Source organism: Planococcus kocurii (assembly GCF_001465835.2).
Lineage (GTDB): Bacteria > Bacillota > Bacilli > Bacillales_A > Planococcaceae > Planococcus > Planococcus kocurii.
This window is the reverse complement of the sequence record NZ_CP013661.2, coordinates 1,960,653-1,977,639: the sequence shown is the minus strand read 5'-3', so window position 1 is coordinate 1,977,639 and position 16,987 is coordinate 1,960,653. Positions and strand designations below refer to the sequence as shown.

Annotated in this window: 19 protein-coding genes and 1 riboswitch; of the genes, 1 reads left to right on the top strand and 18 read right to left on the bottom strand. The window is 40.6% G+C overall.

Going from position 1 to position 16,987, the window contains the following annotated elements; genetic code table 11:
• Positions 1–1,038 carry a PTS sugar transporter subunit IIC gene (locus AUO94_RS09735; protein WP_058384027.1) on the top strand — a complete coding sequence of 346 codons (1,038 nt, stop codon included), beginning with the start codon at positions 1–3 and terminating at the stop codon, positions 1,036–1,038.
• 66 nt (positions 1,039–1,104) lie between these two features.
• Here AUO94_RS09735 and pabB read toward each other — a convergent pair whose 3' ends face one another.
• From pabB to AUO94_RS09640, 18 genes are all read right to left on the bottom strand, one after another.
• A complete protein-coding gene (gene pabB, locus AUO94_RS09730; RefSeq protein WP_237150098.1) occupies positions 1,105–2,748 on the bottom strand; it encodes an aminodeoxychorismate synthase component I in 1,644 nt (547 codons plus the stop codon).
• 90 nt (positions 2,749–2,838) lie between these two features.
• Entirely contained in the window at positions 2,839–3,462 is a 624-nt protein-coding gene (locus AUO94_RS09725; protein WP_058384025.1) for an anthranilate synthase component II, read from the bottom strand.
• A gap of 251 nt (positions 3,463–3,713) precedes the next feature.
• Positions 3,714–4,061: a GNAT family N-acetyltransferase gene (locus AUO94_RS09715; RefSeq protein WP_058384023.1), complete on the bottom strand. Its 348-nt coding sequence runs from the start codon at positions 4,059–4,061 to the stop codon at positions 3,714–3,716.
• 26 nt (positions 4,062–4,087) lie between these two features.
• Positions 4,088–4,492, bottom strand: a complete 405-nt coding sequence (locus AUO94_RS09710) for a DUF1259 domain-containing protein (protein ID WP_058384022.1) — start codon at positions 4,490–4,492, stop codon at positions 4,088–4,090.
• 456 nt (positions 4,493–4,948) lie between these two features.
• Positions 4,949–5,401, bottom strand: a complete 453-nt coding sequence (locus tag AUO94_RS09705) for a flavodoxin domain-containing protein (RefSeq protein WP_058384021.1) — start codon at positions 5,399–5,401, stop codon at positions 4,949–4,951.
• Complete coding sequence (locus AUO94_RS09700; protein ID WP_058384020.1) at positions 5,382–6,428, bottom strand: ribonucleotide-diphosphate reductase subunit beta; 1,047 nt, start codon at positions 6,426–6,428, stop codon at positions 5,382–5,384. Before AUO94_RS09700 ends, AUO94_RS09705 begins: the two co-directional genes overlap by 20 nt.
• Before the next feature lie 12 nt (positions 6,429–6,440).
• Positions 6,441–8,726 carry a ribonucleoside-diphosphate reductase subunit alpha gene (locus AUO94_RS09695; protein WP_082707524.1) on the bottom strand — a complete coding sequence of 762 codons (2,286 nt, stop codon included), beginning with the start codon at positions 8,724–8,726 and terminating at the stop codon, positions 6,441–6,443.
• A gap of 1 nt (position 8,727) precedes the next feature.
• Positions 8,728–9,213 (bottom strand): acyl-CoA thioesterase, encoded by a 486-nt coding sequence (locus AUO94_RS09690; protein WP_058384019.1) that lies wholly within the window; start codon positions 9,211–9,213, stop codon positions 8,728–8,730.
• A gap of 148 nt (positions 9,214–9,361) precedes the next feature.
• Positions 9,362–9,538: riboswitch (cobalamin riboswitch) on the bottom strand.
• A gap of 96 nt (positions 9,539–9,634) precedes the next feature.
• The gene (locus AUO94_RS09685; RefSeq protein ID WP_058384018.1) at positions 9,635–10,411 is read right to left on the bottom strand and encodes a PAS domain S-box protein; all 777 of its coding nucleotides are present in this window, start codon (positions 10,409–10,411) and stop codon (positions 9,635–9,637) included.
• Between the two features lie 208 nt (positions 10,412–10,619).
• Complete coding sequence (locus AUO94_RS09680; RefSeq protein WP_058384017.1) at positions 10,620–10,805, bottom strand: DUF3934 family protein; 186 nt, start codon at positions 10,803–10,805, stop codon at positions 10,620–10,622.
• 86 nt (positions 10,806–10,891) lie between these two features.
• On the bottom strand, positions 10,892–11,497 hold the full coding sequence (locus tag AUO94_RS09675) for a TetR/AcrR family transcriptional regulator (protein ID WP_058384016.1): 606 nt from the start codon (positions 11,495–11,497) through the stop codon (positions 10,892–10,894).
• 22 nt (positions 11,498–11,519) lie between these two features.
• A complete protein-coding gene (locus tag AUO94_RS09670) occupies positions 11,520–12,257 on the bottom strand; it encodes a GTP pyrophosphokinase (protein ID WP_058384015.1) in 738 nt (245 codons plus the stop codon).
• A 262-nt stretch (positions 12,258–12,519) separates the two neighbouring features.
• Positions 12,520–12,996, bottom strand: coding sequence for a glutathione peroxidase (locus AUO94_RS09665; protein WP_058384014.1), 477 nt, complete (start codon positions 12,994–12,996; stop codon positions 12,520–12,522).
• Between the two features lie 39 nt (positions 12,997–13,035).
• Positions 13,036–13,473, bottom strand: a complete 438-nt coding sequence (locus tag AUO94_RS09660; protein WP_058384013.1) for a MarR family winged helix-turn-helix transcriptional regulator — start codon at positions 13,471–13,473, stop codon at positions 13,036–13,038.
• Between the two features lie 23 nt (positions 13,474–13,496).
• Entirely contained in the window at positions 13,497–13,916 is a 420-nt protein-coding gene (locus tag AUO94_RS09655) for an organic hydroperoxide resistance protein (protein WP_058384012.1), read from the bottom strand.
• A 145-nt stretch (positions 13,917–14,061) separates the two neighbouring features.
• Complete coding sequence (locus AUO94_RS09650) at positions 14,062–14,619, bottom strand: methyltransferase family protein (protein WP_058384011.1); 558 nt, start codon at positions 14,617–14,619, stop codon at positions 14,062–14,064.
• A 230-nt stretch (positions 14,620–14,849) separates the two neighbouring features.
• Positions 14,850–16,502, bottom strand: coding sequence for a b(o/a)3-type cytochrome-c oxidase subunit 1 (locus tag AUO94_RS09645; RefSeq protein WP_058384010.1), 1,653 nt, complete (start codon positions 16,500–16,502; stop codon positions 14,850–14,852).
• Positions 16,499–16,972: a cytochrome c oxidase subunit II gene (locus AUO94_RS09640; protein ID WP_058384009.1), complete on the bottom strand. Its 474-nt coding sequence runs from the start codon at positions 16,970–16,972 to the stop codon at positions 16,499–16,501. The genes AUO94_RS09645 and AUO94_RS09640 overlap by 4 nt, the downstream gene beginning before the upstream one ends.
• Positions 16,973–16,987 lie beyond the last annotated feature (15 nt).

Sequence of the window (16,987 nt, the reverse complement as noted above, 5' to 3'; positions counted from 1 at the left end):
ATGAAAGAGTTTATGAGTAAACTGTTGAATGGTGTAAGTATTGGCGTGGTCGTAGCCCTAATTCCCAACGCATTATTAGGCGAGATTTTAAAGCTATTGATCCCGCACTTTCCTCCATTGCAGCATTTGTTTGATATTACAATTTTCACCATGAGCCTATTGCCCGTAACAGTTGGCGTCATGGTTGGTATTTCTTTTAAATTAACTCCAATTCAAACAGCAAGTGTCGGCATTGCAGCTATGGTTGGTAGCGGTGTCGTCGAAAAAACGGCAGAAGGCGTTATGACGTTAAATGGGATTGGCATTGTCGTCAATATTGCCATTACAGCGGCATTGGCAGTGTTGTTTGTCCAATTAATCGGCGATAAACTAAAAGCGTACGCGATTCTATTAATGCCTACTTTAAGTATTATGATTCCCGGAATGATTGGTTATTTATTGCTACCAATGATGAAACAATCGACTGGGTTGATCGGCTCACTGGTTGCGCATACTACTTCTTTGCAGCCCATAGTAATGGGGGCTGTTATTGCAATGATTTTTTGCGTTGTCATTCTACTCCCGGTATCAACCGTTGGGATTGCTACAGTTATCATGCTGTCTGGTGTCGGGGCAGGCGCTGCAAATTTGGGGATCGTGGCAGCGGGGATCGGCTTGGCTATTTCGAGCTATAAAGCCAATTCTCTAGGAACCGCACTCGTGCACGTACTCGGGTCTCCAAAAATTCAAATGAAAAACTTTTTAATGAAACCACAAATCGCCATACCCATGGTCATTACAGCTGCTGTTCTAGGCGCTTTGGCCGGCATCTTGAACATACAAGGCACTCCTTATAGTGCCGGTTTTGGATTGTCTGGTCTCGTTGGTCCATTGAATTACATAAACCTTGCAGAAGGTGGTTGGAGTGGCCGTAATGTTGCAATCATGCTCAGTACATTTCTAGTACTTCCAGTCATTTTGAATGTTGGTTTGCTGTACATCTTCACACGTAAGCTGAAAATAATTAAAGCTGATGATTACAAAGTTGATTTTGAATAAAAACGAAAAAGCCCAGCGAGAGAATTTTTTCTCGGCTGGGCTTTTTCATTTTCACACGCTACAGCGTCAAACAGTTACACCGTAGTCATTTACTAGCTCTACAGCTAGCCATCCTCGTACACTATTGACCAACCATAAAGCGTCGCAGTCAGCCAGTTCTTCTTTAGTTATCATTTTTTCTTCGATAACTTGCTGGTCCACCAATTGCTGTCGAAATGTTCCTGCTAACAAGCCGCAAGAAACCGGAGGTGTAAAAAACTTACCGTTTTTTTCGAGCACTGCATTTCCAATCGTAAATTCTGTAATCTGCTGCTGTTCATTCCATAAAATGGCCGAAAATATTCCTTCTGGTAGTTTTCCAGACGCCTGCTCGTATACATCACGATGCGTCGTTTTATGGAATAAAAACGGATCACGACTATTTACCGCGCGAGGCGCCCATATGCACTTGACTGGTTGAGCGATGGGTACTATGTTTTGTGCTTGCAGTTCTATTTGACCGTCTTTATCCACTAGCAACCGAATTTTGTATAGCCCCACTGCATGTTTCTCTGCAAGTCTCCGTAATTCACTTTCGATTTTCCGAATATTTCCCGGGAAATGAAAATATTCTGCGGAATCTTTAAGACGAGCTAAATGATACGGCAGCAATGGATAATTTCCGTCTTCTAGTTTCAAGGATTCTAACAAATGAAACACAGGCCGTTTCGCTGTTAGCACTTGTGCCTTTGTATGAAGTTCTTGAAATTCCCCTTCAGAAGTTGAATCCCATGTAATACCCCCACCCACTCCGAAACGCGCAGTATCTCTTTCTCGGTCGATGACAACGGTTCGAATTGGCACATTAAAGACGGCTTGTTTTTCAGGCGTTATAAATCCGATAGCGCCACAATATACTTCTCGTGGTGTTTGTTCTAAATCAGCTATGTATTTCATCGTGCTAATTTTAGGTGCACCGGTAATCGAACCACATGGAAATAAGGCTTGAAACCAGTTTAAAATTGTCGCTGTTTCATCTAGTTCCGCTTGAACTGTAGATGTTAACTGATGAACTGTTGGATACGTTTCTACTGTAAACAGTGCCTCTGTTTTGACTGTTCCTTTTTTAGCTAATCGGCTCATATCGTTTCGAAGCAAATCAACAATCATTAAATTCTCAGCCTGTTCTTTTTCAGAACTTACTAATGCCTTTACGTGCTCGTTATCTTCATATGTCGTGCGACCTCTTGATGCTGTGCCTTTCATTGGTTTGGCAGTAATTTTGCCTCCCTGCACTTTAAAAAACAGTTCTGGAGATGCGGAAAGTACACGGAACCTGCCGAGGTTTAAATAGGCCCCGTAATCTGCTTGTTGATTTCTCGCTAGTTGACGATAAAATGCCAAATCGTTCCCTGTGAACTTTGCAGACAGCCGTTCTGTGTAATTTACTTGGTACGTGTCACCTCTTTCAATTGCCTGCTTGATTTGCTGAATGCCTGTTTTGTAGTGATCGATAGAGCTCGTCATGTTCCATTCTGAAACGGCATATGTTTGTAGTTCTTCAACAGGTGCATATTGTTGGGGTTCATTGAAAATGCCAAACCAAACGAGTGGCATTTCCCCTCGTGACTGCACGCGCATTTCGGGGTGAAAAGCTGGAGCTGCTTCATAAGAAACATAGCCCGCTGCGTAAAAGCCATCTCCGACTGCCTTCTCTACCTTATCCATCATTGTTGGGACTTCTTCTAATACAGCTGTTTCGAAGATGCTTACTGGCTCGCTAAAAAAAGCGGTTCAATTTCGCCAGCTTCATTTCGAAACTCATACAATAGGTGAGGGTTTGACATTTCCAGCACCTCCCTTATTATTTTCTTTCCACCACTTCGCAAGTTCATAGCAATTTTTCAGCATGGCAAAGCCTTCAGCTGTTAAAATCGATTCTGGATGAAACTGTATGCCTTCAACCGGCATGCTTTCGTGCCGAACGGCCATGACAGCTCCGTCTTCTGAACGTGCGGTCACGATTAAACAGGTAGGAAGAGGTTCTTGTGCTACTAGTGAATGATAGCGAGTGACAGCTGTTGGATTGGCTATTCCTTTAAACAATCCGTCTTCATCATGCGTTAAGATGGAAACTTTCCCGTGCATTGGCCGACTTCCTTTTACAACCTGTCCTCCAAAATGTTCAATAATGGTTTGATGGCCAAGGCAAACACCTAGTATTGGGATCTGCCCACTTAGCTCTGTCAATACAGCTTGACTCGCGCCAGTTGCAGTCGGACGTCCAGGTCCAGGTGACAGTACAATGAGGTCCGGCGCGAGGTTTTCTAGTCGTGTTACAGTAAGTTCGTCATTTTGAAAAACGATTACAGCGTCGTCTAACTGCTCAAAATAATGAACGAGATTATAAGTAAATGAATCTTGGTTATCGATGATGATAATCACGGGCACACCTCTTAACTCTACTTTAGTGAATCGTTTCGCTATTTTTATTATACGCTGTGAAAAGCGTTTGATGGAAATTTATCCATAGCAAATACAAGAGCTTGAGCAATGTCTTTGCGACGAATTTAGCGTAGTGATATTTGCCCTTTTCCGCCCCCGTTCCAATTAGCCTGCTTTTACTAAGGCTACAAAATAAAAATTGATGGAGGAAAACCAATCATTTTTCTCCATCAATCTATTTTGAACCCCCTTTATGCGCTGCACTTCGTCATAAAACTCTTTGTTTCTTTAGAAGGTTTTGCTTGGCGGTTCCCCATTACTCTTCCGACAGATACTATCATTTCATGACCCATACCTTCTCCTCGAAATGAAGGAAGCACGGAAATGTGCTGGACTGTGTAAAACTCGTCGTCTTCTACGTGAATACCAATAATGCCCACATAGTAATTGTCTGCTTTCCAGAAGAAAAGTTGCCAATTCGGACGCTCGTTGTATAGCGCCATCGTCTTTTTCAACTGTTTCACATTTCGCTCTTGGGGCATGTATGCTAGCAAACCCATTGCAATTTTTTCATGCAATTTTCTATATCTGTGAATCATCAATATCCCCCTCTTTCGCTAGTCCTTCAAACTAAAGAATTTTGTTGAATGGCATTGAGCGCAGTTGATAGTCTCCTAGCAAAATCTTCAGGTGGTTCTTCTGACGACAAGTAAACGCAGATGATGTCCGGATTCGTATCCACGCGATGCTGATAAGTTGTTGGCAATGGAATCGGGTATTGATGAAGCGCATTGATAAACGAATCTAGCTCGCTTGGCAGCAAAAAAATCTCTGCCTGATTGAGTGCATCTCCATTTTCTTGTACATGTTTAAAAGAAATATCGTGATCTAACGTACAACTAAAATTTTTATTATGAGAAACAATATTGATCGTTCTTTTTCTTTTAACTAAACATTCTCCTGCCTGTAACTCTACTTCTGCGTTCATCAGTATGCCTACTCGTTCAGCTAATTGTTGCAATTGCTTCATCCAGCTCACCCTCTCTATTTTTTGCCCAAACTTATCTATCCTTTTGGAAAAGAAATGTAGACAGAAAAACGCCGAAAAGAATCGTACGATTCTCTTCGGCGTTGTTTACAGCACTATTGTCTGTTACATCCAGCCAAATCATTAACGGTATATATGATTACATTTATAGACATCTATGGAGTAGATTTTTTTGACGGGAACGCCGAATTTCCGTACTTTTTAATCTGCTCTCTCGTATAGGTGTATCTAGCATCTTAAAATACAGCAAATAAAAGTTCACAACAAAAAGTTCCAACGTTTTATACGACTGGAAGTAGAGAGAATTTACATTTTCGCTCTTTTATCTTCTATACCCTGTTTCCGCAAAGTAAACACTTTTTGGAAAATAAAAAAACCCTAAACGGCTCACGTTAAAAGTGGCTATCGTTTAGGGGTTAGTTCATTATCTTGGTTTTATCATTTAGTAGATTGAATCAGCTCAGCTAATTTTTCACAGCGAATAAAGTCACGCGGCTGCGGTGTTAATTCTACTTTCAAACTGGCAACTAGTGTTGTCTTTACGTACAGCATGTCTCGAAAACGATCGACTGCTCCACAAAACTCTGCGAAAAAACTATCGCCCGTCCCGAAAACCGCCGTCTGCAATTCTTTGTGTTCTAGTTTTTCAATCGCATGATATAAATCGCGCAGTTCTCCAGGAATTTCACCACTTCCCCACGTATACGTTCCAATTAACAGCGTATCGAAATCCGACAAGGCTACTAGTGGAAAATCTTCTATTTTGTATAGCTCGGTATGAAGTCCTTGTTGCAAAATAGCTGCTTGCAGCATCTCTGCTAGTTGTTCTGTGTTGCCGGTAACAGAAGCATAGACAATCGCCAGTTTCGGCTTATAGCTCGTCAAAACCATTCGACTGCGACACTTTCGTATACGTGCGTGATTTCTGTTCAAAGAAATCCGATTTTGTGTCGTTCATCATGTCATCACCAAATACGTGAATCCAAGGCATCGGATTGCTGCGTTCTTCGTATAAATTATCTAGTCCTAGCTGACGCAGACGCTTATTGGCCAAATACTCAACGTAGCCCTCAAACTCAACTAAATCCAAGCCCTCAATATCAGCCAAAATGTAATGCGCCCATTCTTTTTCTAGCTGTACCGCTTTGTCGATCGTTGTATAAATATATTGAATGTTTTCATCTGTATGCAATTCCGGATTTTCTGTCAGCATAATGCGGATAAACTGCGCGATAAAATACGCATGCTGCATTTCGTCGCGTTGAATGTAGCTGATCATCGTGCTGGTTTTCAACATTTTTTGCTGACGCGCCAAATGGTAGAAAAACGCAAAGCCCGCATAAAAATAAATGCCTTCTAAGTTAATGGAATTGACGCTCAGCTTAAACAAGTTTTGCGGCGTTGGGTTTTGGCGAAATTCTTCGTATGCATCCAAAATTAACTCATTTCGTTTTTGAACAACCGGATCGCTTTTTGCTTGATCAAAGCGCTCGTTTTGTTCGCTCACTGAAACAAGTGAACTTAAAATATACGAATACGACTCGGTATGAACGGCTTCTTGTTGAGAAATTACCGCAAATATTGCTTTAAAGCTCGAATCGGTCACGTAATCCATTGCTTGACTCATCGTTGGTGTTTGCAAGCTATCGAGTGAGGCGAGTTGCGTATTGATACGCAAAAAGACGTCTTTTTCCACACTGCTCAAGCTATCCCATTGCTTAATATCGTCTTGCATATTAATTTCTTGCGCTTTCCAAAAGTTGGCTAATAGCGCTTGATACAAATCGTACATTTGCGGATACGCAATGTCGTTCCAATTCAATAACCCCGAAGACTGACCGTTTAACACGCCAGTCGATTTATTCGGATGTTCTGGATTTAATAATTTAATCTTTTTTAACGGTTCATGTATCGTCATGATCATTCTCCTTTAGCTTTGACACGCTTCGCATTCTTCGATTTCCGCTTGCGATGTACTGCGAACATAATAAGTCGTTTTCAAGTTTTGCTTCCATGCTTCTAAGTGCAGCTCTAATAATTCTTTTGCTTTAATCGTGTGCGGGACATAAAAGTTAAAGCTGATGGATTGATCAATATGGCGTTGACGTGCTGCATTTTGACGAATGCTCCATTTTTGATCAAGCACATGACGTGAACGACGATAGAAATCATACGTATTGTGATCCAAGTCAGGTGCAGTCACTTTAAATTTGAAGTTCTTTTTCTCTTCAGCGTATTCAACGGCGTATAGCGGATCGATGCCATCTGTTGAACCACCGATTTTCGCAGTTGATGAGTTCGGCGCAACAGCCATCATCCAGCCGTTTCGAACTCCTGTTGTTGCCACTTGTTGTTGCAAGTCGTTCCAGCGCTCACTCGTGTAGTTGCGGCGTTCAAAATACTCGCCTGTGTGCCATTCTGATCCAGAAAATTGACTGAACGCACCTTTTTCTTCCGCTAATTGCATAGAAGCACGTATCGTTTGATAAGCAATTTCTTCGTAAAGCTTATCGGCAAACTCAACCGCTTTTTCACTTTCCCAATGGATGCCTTCAAGTGCAAGTAAGTGGTGCCATCCGAACGTTCCTAAACCAATTGCGCGGTATTTTTTATTTGTTGCTTCAGCTTGTCCTACTGAAATCGTATTTAAGTCAATGACGTTATCAAGCATGCGTGTTTGAATCGGTACTAAACGCGCTAATACGTCAGCTTTGACCGCTCTTGGCAAGTTGATTGATGACAAGTTGCACACCACAAAATCGCCTGGCTTGCGGATCATAACGAGGTTGCCGTCTTCATCAGTATATTCTTTAACAATAGTAGTAGCTGACATATTTTGCATAATTTCTGTACACAAGTTACTGCAATAAATCGATGTCAGCCCGCGACCTCTTGTGTGCTTGTTCGGATTTTGACGATTGACTTCGTCACGGTAAAACATATACGGTGTGCCAGTTTCTAGCTGAGACACCATGATGCGCGCCATAATTTCCATTGCGCGATACGTTTTACGCGGCAATAACGGATGATCAACTGCTTCTTGGTATTTTTCGCTAAAGTATTTGGAATCTTTTTCATCGTAAAAATCTTCAAGTCCTAATGCGTTGCCATTCGCATCTTTCCAGCCCATCACTTGCTTGACTTGGTGTGGACAGAACGTATGCCATTCCCCAATACTGCGTCCGTTTTCGTCTTTTTCTTGCAGACGCTCCATAAACAAATCTGGAATTGATACACCTGTGAAAATATCATGTGCTTTGCGGCGCTCGTCGCCATTATTGGTTTTCAAATCCAAGAAGCCGTTCATAATGTCTTTATGGAAGACGTCTAAGTAAATCGCGACTGCTCCTTGACGCTGACCTAGCTGATCGACACTGACCGCTGTATCATTAAGCAAACGAATCCACGGTACGACACCCGAAGAATTGCCTTTGAATTTTTTAATGTCTGAGCCTAACGCTCGCACTTTGCCGTAATAAATGCCGATGCCCCCACCATCTTTACTAAGGCGCGCGATATCCCAGTTGTTTAAGTAAATGCCGTCTAAAGAATCGTCTACCGTATCGATAAAACACGAAGACAATTGCCCAAAACTTTTACCTGCATTCGATAAAGTTGGAGTCGCAACGGTCATATACAAATGACTCATCGCCCAATACGCTTCTTTAACGAGCTCTAATCGACGCTCTTGCGGCTCATTTTGCATTAACGTCATGGCAATAACTAAAAAGCGCTCTTGCGGAAGTTCAAACAACTGCCCTTCATAGTCTTTTGCCAAATAACGATCTGCCAGTAAAAACAAACCGATGTAGTTAAATAGCAAATCCCGACTCGGCTCGATTTCTTGACCTATTTCTGTAATCTCTTCTTGAGAATAAGAAGCTAAGAGCTCTTTTGAGTAGATCCCGACTTGTGTTAATGCTTTGATTAACTCATAAAAGTCACCATATTTTTCAGTAGCGGAATAATTGCGGCTGCTTGCGGCTTTCTTATACAAATCACTGACATACAACTCTGCCGCTACGTAAGTCCAGTCTGGCTCGTCCATTGTGATACGATTTAATGCATAAAGTAAGGATTGCTCGCCTTTTGCTTGTTCAGCGAGTTTTGCTGCTCGCTCTAGTAGCTCGCGCGTATCTAGTCCATAAACCTCAGTTGCTCGCTTGAGCGCTTTTTCTACTGCGTCCATTTCTGTTGTATCTGTTTTCATATTCATATCAGCATAACTCCTTTGCGAATTCGTTCACTTTCATGCGTCGCTGTTTCCGCTCCTGTGCGCTTTTAAATAATTCTTTTTCAGCAGGAGTTTCTGGTATAACACCAACGACCGGTGTCGGTTTGCCGTCACTGTCGACTGCAACCATTGTCAAAATAGCTGTCGTCGTCAAATTTCTATTGCCGGTTTCAATCTGCTGACATTCTGCTTTAACATACACTTCCATCGATGTTCTTCCTGTCGATATTACAACACCTTCTAAGATGAAAATGTCCCCTACTTTAGCGGAAGATAAAAAATTCACCGTATCAATCGAAGCTGTAACGACTGCTTTTCCGCTGTGCCTCATGGCAGTAATAGCGGCAATTTCATCAATATACGCGAGTACGGTTCCACCGAATATCGTTCCTAAATGATTCGTATCAGGTGGCAACACTAACTTTGTTTGAATGGTTCTTGCCACACCTGCTGCTAATGGTTCTGTCATGATTGCATTTCCTCCTTCTATGTAAAACAAAAAAACCCATCCTCTCAGGGAGGATGGGGTGGAAAACGCAGAATAGCGGAGAAAGGCAGCAAAAAATAGCTGCTCGCGCAGAATATCTTCGTTATCCTTCTCAACTCCCGGAGAAGATCATAAACTTAGAACAAAGGCAGGTTTCCTGGCTTGTGCGTCATCCTCTGCTATCTCCTTCCCGTCCATTGGACAGTGGATTGTGATAGCTCGTCAGCACTTACAGTTGCGGGTACAGCTCCGGTATTACCGGATTCCCTTTTAAGCCTTTTCAGGCACCTTTATCACTATTTTCACTACATATAGTTATCTGAATAATAAAAAACACTAAATGTTGTATCTATACACTATAAACCACTTTCATACTTTTAACAAGACTATTTACAAACTCGTGTTAATTAGCCGTCAAATATTGTTTTAACGCTTGTTTTACGGTACTCATTGTCTTTAGTTTGCTAAAGTCTACGCGCACATCGACAGCTTTTAATGCCAGTTCAGGACGAATTCCTGTAAAAATAAGCTGAATGCCTAACAAGCGCATGATTTGATCAATTTTGTATAGAAATTCTGCAACCACATTATCAATATTATAAATCCCTGAAACATCAATAATGAGACAATGCAAATTTTCTCCTTGAACTTTCTGCGGGATAATATCCAGCAGGCGCATACTCCGATCCCCATCGACTGATCCTACAAGTGGCAACACAGCTAGTCCATCAATAATCGGAACAATTGGTGCTGAAATTTCGTTTTTAAGTTGGCGTAAGTCATGCGACATTTTTTTCTGAAGCGTGATATCACGCATAGTGGACTGGATGGCTACCGTTTCTCCGTACTGAACTGGGTAACAATACAATTCAACATCGGCTAAAGTCCCGTCAAAACGTCTAACAGTCGTTTCCATCAACTCTCCAATTGTACGATTTTCCATCCCTTTTTGAATTCGCTTCGTAATTAATTCTTTGTAGTCGTCTGTAAAGACCTCTACTACATCTGCGCCCACAACTTCTTCTTGCTTCGCTTTAAAAAATTCAGCACCTGATTGGTTTATATATAAAACCTTCTGATTTGAATGGATAATTGTTGTTTCGTCAGAATAATTCACAATGTCCTGATACATTTTTTCTTTTTCTGGAATACTTGCTAACGAAGTTGGTGCATTCGGCATATCCCTTCACCCCTTCCGTTTCGGAAACTATCTACATCCTATTTTACACTTTTTCGAGAAAACTTTCAGTGTTAAGTAACACGTAAAAACAGCTGATCTATTCTTAATCCTTTCATCACTTATAAGACAGAAATTTCTTATCGTCCACTAGAAGTTCACATCAAATTAAAAAGAGTTGCCGGTTAAGCAACTCTCTCTACTTTCCTATCTATGCATCGACCCATTCAGAAGCTAGTTCTTTTTCTGTTTTCGGCTCGTCCGCTTTTTTAGTATTTTTGCTGGTATACGGTTTAAAACTCTTCGCTTTGTTGGCACCGGATTTCCAGCGAGTCCATCCTTTTTTGCCAGTTCCCTGACCCGTACCACTTTTCGGTTTCGCTTTTGCTTTGCTCATTTTAATCACTCCATTACTGCTACATTACTGCAACGATGAAGTACATCTTATCACATCAAGCCGTAAAATTAAACAAAATGTTCTTGTTAGACACGGGAAAGCCCTGTTCTCAACAACTTTAATTCTAATTCGTAATTTGCAATAGACTCATCAATCGTTAAGTTTTTAGCGAAATATTCAATCCAATTCCTAACGGTCACCGACATCATAATTTTAAGCAGATGGTATAGTTCTTTGTTTCCAGAAACGTTTAACTTGGTCGTATCGATCAAAAGGCTAATCGCTCGGAATTCTTCTGCAGACTCTTCTTCATTGACAATTTTAATAAATTTAGTTTCTACTTGTTCTGTCATATTCAAAAGGACGTTTCGTTTAAAGTCGAGTAATTCTTCTTCGTTTACGGTAAATCGGTAAAATTCACTAATAGCTTGAAATAGATCCCCACTTTTTTTCTGCAATATTGTTTTGAAAATTTGTTTTTGTTCGACCGCGTAGCCATTCAGCAAGTAAAAATAAAGATCTTCTTTCCCTTCAAAATATTGATAAAAGCTGCCTCGAGAAATCCCCGCTGCTTTAACGATATTAGCAATAGAAGCCTCTGACAAAGATGCATTTGAGAATTCCTGTTTAGCTGCTCCAATCAAGTGCTGTTGCTTGTCCTTAGGTAAATTATAAAAGGTTAGTTTTGGCATCGCTGTCTTCCTTTCTATCAACTTATGTCATTCTATTTAACGTGAAATTAGTTGGTAAACGGAACCGTTCTTTATCAATCAAAATCTCAGAAAGATCTTCATCATCACCAATCTGGTCTTTCAACTTGTTCATACGCAGCTGAATTTTTTCCATTTTGCGATCTAATTGTGCTGCTGATTCTGCCGATTCTTTCAACTCTCTAATAATATCAACGGGAACTTCTTTATTGTATTTATAGTAGATTTTATGTTCGAGGCTGGCCCAAAAATCCATCGCAATGGTTCTGATTTGCACTTCTACACAAACTTCTTCCACGCGGTCCGACATAAAAACAGGAACCACCAGCAATAAATGCAAACTGCGGTAACCGTTTGGCTTTGGATTCTTGATGTAATCCTTCACGTCAAGAACTTTTAAATCAGCTTGGTTTTGTAGCATTGTACTTAGCCGATAGATATCCGTTTCAAATGAACACGTAATTCGAATTCCCGCTATGTCTTTAATCGTCTTTTTTACATCTGAACGCGAAAGCTCAATTCCTTTTTTTGTCGCTTTTTTCATAATACTTTCAGGAGATTTTACTCTTGAACTGACATTTTCAATCGGATTATAATCATGAACAAATTGGAATTCCTGTTGTAAGATATTAATTTTTGTATTTATTTCATCTAATGCGAACTTGTAACCCATCATAAATCTCATAATTTCTCTTTTAGAATCTTTCAATTTTCGTAAGTCGTCTTTTATACTAGCTTCCATTTTGTTGTCCCCTTCCATTTTCAAACATTCACTTTATCAATCTTCAACTATGAACCTGCTCTGCTCAATTTTGATTTTCCAGCGTACAGTCGTAGTTTTATTTTTATATTTCTAAACCGAACGCATACGAGTGACACCTTGTCACTTTCACAAGTAAAGCTTAACATGACAGAATGTCATATGTCTAACAAGAAGTGACAACATGTCATATCCACATATAAAAAGAGCCATACCCGATCGAGTGGGCATGGCTCTTTGCTGGTTACTTGGAAAGTACTTTCTGAATGTCCTTTTCAAACGATTCAGGTGTATCTTTTGGAGAAAATCGTGAAACGATGTTACCGTTCTGGTCAATTAGAAATTTCGTGAAGTTCCATTTGATACCACTTGTCAAAAATCCTTTTGTGTTGCTAGTCAAATAGTTAAAAAGCGGATGTGCGTCTTCGCCGTTCACTTTTACTAAGTCATGCATAGGAAAAGTAACACCATATGTCATACGACAAGCTTCTTGCGCTTTTTCTCCAGTGGCTTCTTCTTGTTTAAATTGATTGGACGGAAATCCTAAAACCATTAATCCTTGGTCCTTATAATCTTCATACATTTTTTCTAAGCCATCAAACTGATCTCTCAGCCCACATTTTGTGGCGGTGTTAACAATTAACATCGCTTTTCCTTTATATTCACTTAACTGATATTCTTCACCATTCGGTTTCGGTACGGCAATATCGTAAATATTCATCTGCCATCACTCCTTATTTAGTGATTCAAGCCATTTTCCTTACAAATCCATGGTTTTGAAAGCGGCATTCAACTCTTTTAAGTTTTTCATCAACGCTATTGCGTTGACCCCCATAAAATTGCAGCTAGTGACTTTCTCAAAGACAGCTTGTTCAACCGCTAATTGTTCGCTTTTGGCCTTTTCCGTCAACGAAATGACAAATGCACGCTTATCCGTTTCGGACTGCTGTTTAATTAGCCTACCACGTTCAATCATCCGGTTAAGAATAGGATTTAACGTTCCTGTGCCAAGTCCTAGTCGCTCACCGATATTTTTTGTTAGCAGTTTGTCTTCATCCCATAGAACGAGCAACACGAGATACTGCGTAAATGTTAGGTTGAACGGCTCTAGTGCTTTAGCATACATTTTCGAAAAATTACTGGAAGCTTTATACACTTCAAAGCATAATTGCTGATCCAGTTTTGTTGGTTTTTCCATTCTTCTCTCACCTACATGAATTATTATAGAATGCTTAGTTCCACATCCACAGATCCTTGAATCGCTTTTGAGTACGGGCACGTATGATGTGCTTTTTCAACATATGTCCGCTTTAACTCTTCACTAATCCCAGTAATATCAACAACTAGTTTCACAGCTAGTTTCACACCGCCGTTGTCTTTATCCACAATCAGCGCAACAGTCGCGGTTACTTCGCTTTTCTCTATGTCCACTTTGTCGGCTTCTAGTACCAATTCCAACGCACTGTTAAAGCATGCGCTATAGCCTGCCGCAAAAAGCTGCTCAGGATTTGTCGCAGTTGTTGCGCTTCCACCAAGAGCCTGTGGTTTTGCTACGTCCATATAAAAAATGTTATCCGGTGAATAAACCGCTCCGTCTCTTCCGCCTGTATTAATCATTGTTGTTTCAAATAGTGTTTTCATTATATATGTTCCTCCATCCATTTATATCTTACACGATCTACATTAAATTATATCGTGTACGATGTAAAAGAAAATGCTCACACTTTCAATAAAAAGCTATTATTCTCCACAGAAGAAAATAATAGCTTTTGCTCAGATCTTATGATTAGTAAATAAACGGAATCAATCGAGCGCGCTGCTTCATCCACTGCTCATAATCAGACCCAAATTTCTCAATAAGCAACGCCTCTTCATAATTGATGCGTTGAAGTAATGCCCAAATCATGGCACTCCCTCCCACAACGGCTGCAATCATACTGCTAAAGAAAAGCGCCATGCCAAGTGTGATCAACAACAAACCCGTATACAATGGATGCCGTAGCTTCTGGTAAGGCCCGGTACTGACGATTTCATCGCCTTCTCGAACTGTAACGTAACGTGTGAATTGTGTTTTCAAGTGTAAAATTCCCCAAAACCGCAAAAACACACCCGCAGCAAGTAAGATGACACCTACTAGTTGCCCGACAACTACGAGTGATTCAAACGGTGCCAGTTCTTGCAATGCAAAGGCCACTAGAATTGTTGCGATCAATACGCCGAAAATCGAAAAAAAGGTACGTTTTTCCAACGAATCGCCTTGGCCAATCCCACGATTGCGAAAAATTAGAAATTCACTTAGCCAAAACACACTTATTGCTGTAAACAGCCATTCTAAAATCGTCATCGCATAAGCCTCAACTTCCTGTCTCTTTCTTTCCAATATATCGAAAGCTGCCACACAACACAATTGCGACTACTCATAAAATTAAAAAGACAGTCAAGAAATCACGTAAACTGATTTCTTGACTGCCTCCTGTTCAATCTTCTATAGAAGAGATTTCAACTAACATTGCAGTAAATGCGATAAACACAACCATTAACGATAAAACCATTGTGAACATTATTCTTCAACTCCTACCACGTTTTGAATCCTTCTGAGCCTGGCGGTGCATGTTGAATCATATGTGTTAATGGAATTGCATAGGCAAGTACAATCAGTGCCAAAGCAAGCCCAATCCAAATCCACCAATTTTCTAACCATTTCGGTGTATTGCTCATATCACTTTCAGCCAACGGAAACTCAACCCTATCTTTCGCTTCAACAGCTTTTGGCGAAAGGAACATCGTCATGACAACGATGTAAATCAAGATCATTGCCGACACAAATAAAATGCTGCCGCCAATTGCCATTGTGACATGATTGGTTAAAATACCATCAAACCATTCTGCTGAAGAGGGATGATTGTTATAACTAGAGTAAGCGGTTCTTCTTGGTGCTCCGAGAAGACCTAATAGATGCTGCGCTGTCGACATTAATAGCATTCCGATAGACCACGTGATAATTTGCACCAGTCCTAAAACTTTCATAGACTTAGTAAATTTACGACCCGTTAAATAGGGAATCAGCCAAAATGTTACGCCCATAAATGTCATCGCTACCGGAGTTCCTACAGTAATGTGGAAATGTCCAACAATCCATAATGTATTATGAACCACTTCGTTTAACTGGAAACTTGCATTGATAATTCCGCCAGCTCCACCGGGAATAAAGAACAGCATGGCGATAAAAATAGACGTAAAGCGAATATCTTTCCAAGGCAATTTCGTAAACCAACCGAAAAGACCTTTGCCGCCGTTTTTACGACCTGCAATTTCAAACGTTGCAAACATCGAGAACGCCGTCATTAAGGAAGGAACAATGACCATGAACGTCAAGACCACTTGAAGAAACTTCCAAAAATTTGAGATACCGGGTTCTGTCAACTGATGATGAAAACCAACTGGAATTGAAAATAAAATAAACAGAACGAAAGACAACCGTGCCAGAGAATCACTGAATACTTTTACACCTAGTAGTTTTGGTACAATTACGTACCAAGCCATATAGGCTGGCAGCAACCAAAAATAGACAAGTGGATGACCAAAATACCAAAATAACGAGCGGCTGAGTTCGACGTCAATTGTATCGGTCCACCCGAACGCCCACGGAATGTATTGGAAAAGCACAGTCGCTACAACACCTAGACACGCGATGATCCACATAATTATGGTGGTAATGGTCATAAAGGCAAACAAAGGACTCAATTGACCTTTGTTATTTTTACGCCATACGCGGTAATGACCGACCAATGCGAAACTACTAATCCACGTTCCAATAATGACCAACGCAAGTCCGACATAGAAAAAGCCGCTTGCTTTTAAAGGTGCATAAAATGTATACATGACAGAGGCTTGTCCAGAAATGATCATGACCGTTGCCATAACAGTCCCAAGCAACGTCACCCAAAAACCAATCCAAGAAAACAAGCGAACTTTAGGTCCAAAGCTGCCTAAGCTTTTACTCATACCTGTAATAAAAAATCCGAAAATAAAAAATGTCGTATAAATAAGTGCCAGTAAAACACCATGTGCCGTTAAAATCTGATAATAATCTAACCACGCTGGTAATTGAAGTGCATCATTTCGGATAAATACTTGAAGAAGTCCACATAAAGTTCCGATTAAAAACGCAGTATACGCGACACCGATATTCCATAAAGCAATTTTTCGATCCTGCAAAGCAATCATTCTTCATACACCTCTATTTCTGTATACATCATATGGTGACCAGTCCCACAGTATTCATTGCAAAGAATCAAATACGTACCGGGCTTTTCAAACGTGTAAGATTTTGTCGTAATGCGACCTGGAACGACCATCATATTGACTTTCGTGTTATCAATTGTAAAACTGTGAACTACATCGGTGCTGGTCACTTTAAAAATAACTTCCTTGCCCACTGGAACTTTCAATTCCGGTGCGGTGTATCCAAAGGCCATCGCCACAATTGTTGCTTGATAGGTGTCGTCATCTAATTGAGTAACGCCCGGATTGTCAAACGGTGCCGTTTCATTTACCTTTTTGGGATCAATGGTTTCCATTCCTCCAGCAGGTGTGTGATTCTGAGAAAATGCACTCACTCCTACTACGCTTAAAAATACAACTAGAGATGCGATCCCTAACGCGAGCCAAATTTTTTCATACTTATGCAAATGCATGTTAACCTACTCCTT

Coding starts and splice junctions, on each gene's coding strand:
- AUO94_RS09700 (WP_058384020.1), bottom strand. CDS start 6,428: ATGACGATACATGAACCGTTAAAAAAGATTAAATTATTAAATCCAGAA.
- AUO94_RS09665 (WP_058384014.1), bottom strand. CDS start 12,996: ATGAATATTTACGATATTGCCGTACCGAAACCGAATGGTGAAGAATAT.
- AUO94_RS09675 (WP_058384016.1), bottom strand. CDS start 11,497: ATGCCAAAACTAACCTTTTATAATTTACCTAAGGACAAGCAACAGCAC.
- AUO94_RS09645 (WP_058384010.1), bottom strand. CDS start 16,502: ATGATTGCTTTGCAGGATCGAAAAATTGCTTTATGGAATATCGGTGTC.
- AUO94_RS09685 (WP_058384018.1), bottom strand. CDS start 10,411: ATGCCGAATGCACCAACTTCGTTAGCAAGTATTCCAGAAAAAGAAAAA.
- AUO94_RS09670 (WP_058384015.1), bottom strand. CDS start 12,257: ATGGAAGCTAGTATAAAAGACGACTTACGAAAATTGAAAGATTCTAAA.
- AUO94_RS09690 (WP_058384019.1), bottom strand. CDS start 9,213: ATGACAGAACCATTAGCAGCAGGTGTGGCAAGAACCATTCAAACAAAG.
- AUO94_RS09695 (WP_082707524.1), bottom strand. CDS start 8,726: ATGAATATGAAAACAGATACAACAGAAATGGACGCAGTAGAAAAAGCG.
- AUO94_RS09640 (WP_058384009.1), bottom strand. CDS start 16,972: ATGCATTTGCATAAGTATGAAAAAATTTGGCTCGCGTTAGGGATCGCA.
- AUO94_RS09705 (WP_058384021.1), bottom strand. CDS start 5,401: ATGGTTTTGACGAGCTATAAGCCGAAACTGGCGATTGTCTATGCTTCT.
- AUO94_RS09660 (WP_058384013.1), bottom strand. CDS start 13,473: ATGGAAAAACCAACAAAACTGGATCAGCAATTATGCTTTGAAGTGTAT.
- AUO94_RS09680 (WP_058384017.1), bottom strand. CDS start 10,805: ATGAGCAAAGCAAAAGCGAAACCGAAAAGTGGTACGGGTCAGGGAACT.
- AUO94_RS09735 (WP_058384027.1), top strand. CDS start 1: ATGAAAGAGTTTATGAGTAAACTGTTGAATGGTGTAAGTATTGGCGTG.
- AUO94_RS09715 (WP_058384023.1), bottom strand. CDS start 4,061: ATGATTCACAGATATAGAAAATTGCATGAAAAAATTGCAATGGGTTTG.
- pabB (WP_237150098.1), bottom strand. CDS start 2,748: ATGATGGATAAGGTAGAGAAGGCAGTCGGAGATGGCTTTTACGCAGCG.
- AUO94_RS09650 (WP_058384011.1), bottom strand. CDS start 14,619: ATGACGATTTTAGAATGGCTGTTTACAGCAATAAGTGTGTTTTGGCTA.
- AUO94_RS09655 (WP_058384012.1), bottom strand. CDS start 13,916: ATGAAAACACTATTTGAAACAACAATGATTAATACAGGCGGAAGAGAC.
- AUO94_RS09710 (WP_058384022.1), bottom strand. CDS start 4,492: ATGAAGCAATTGCAACAATTAGCTGAACGAGTAGGCATACTGATGAAC.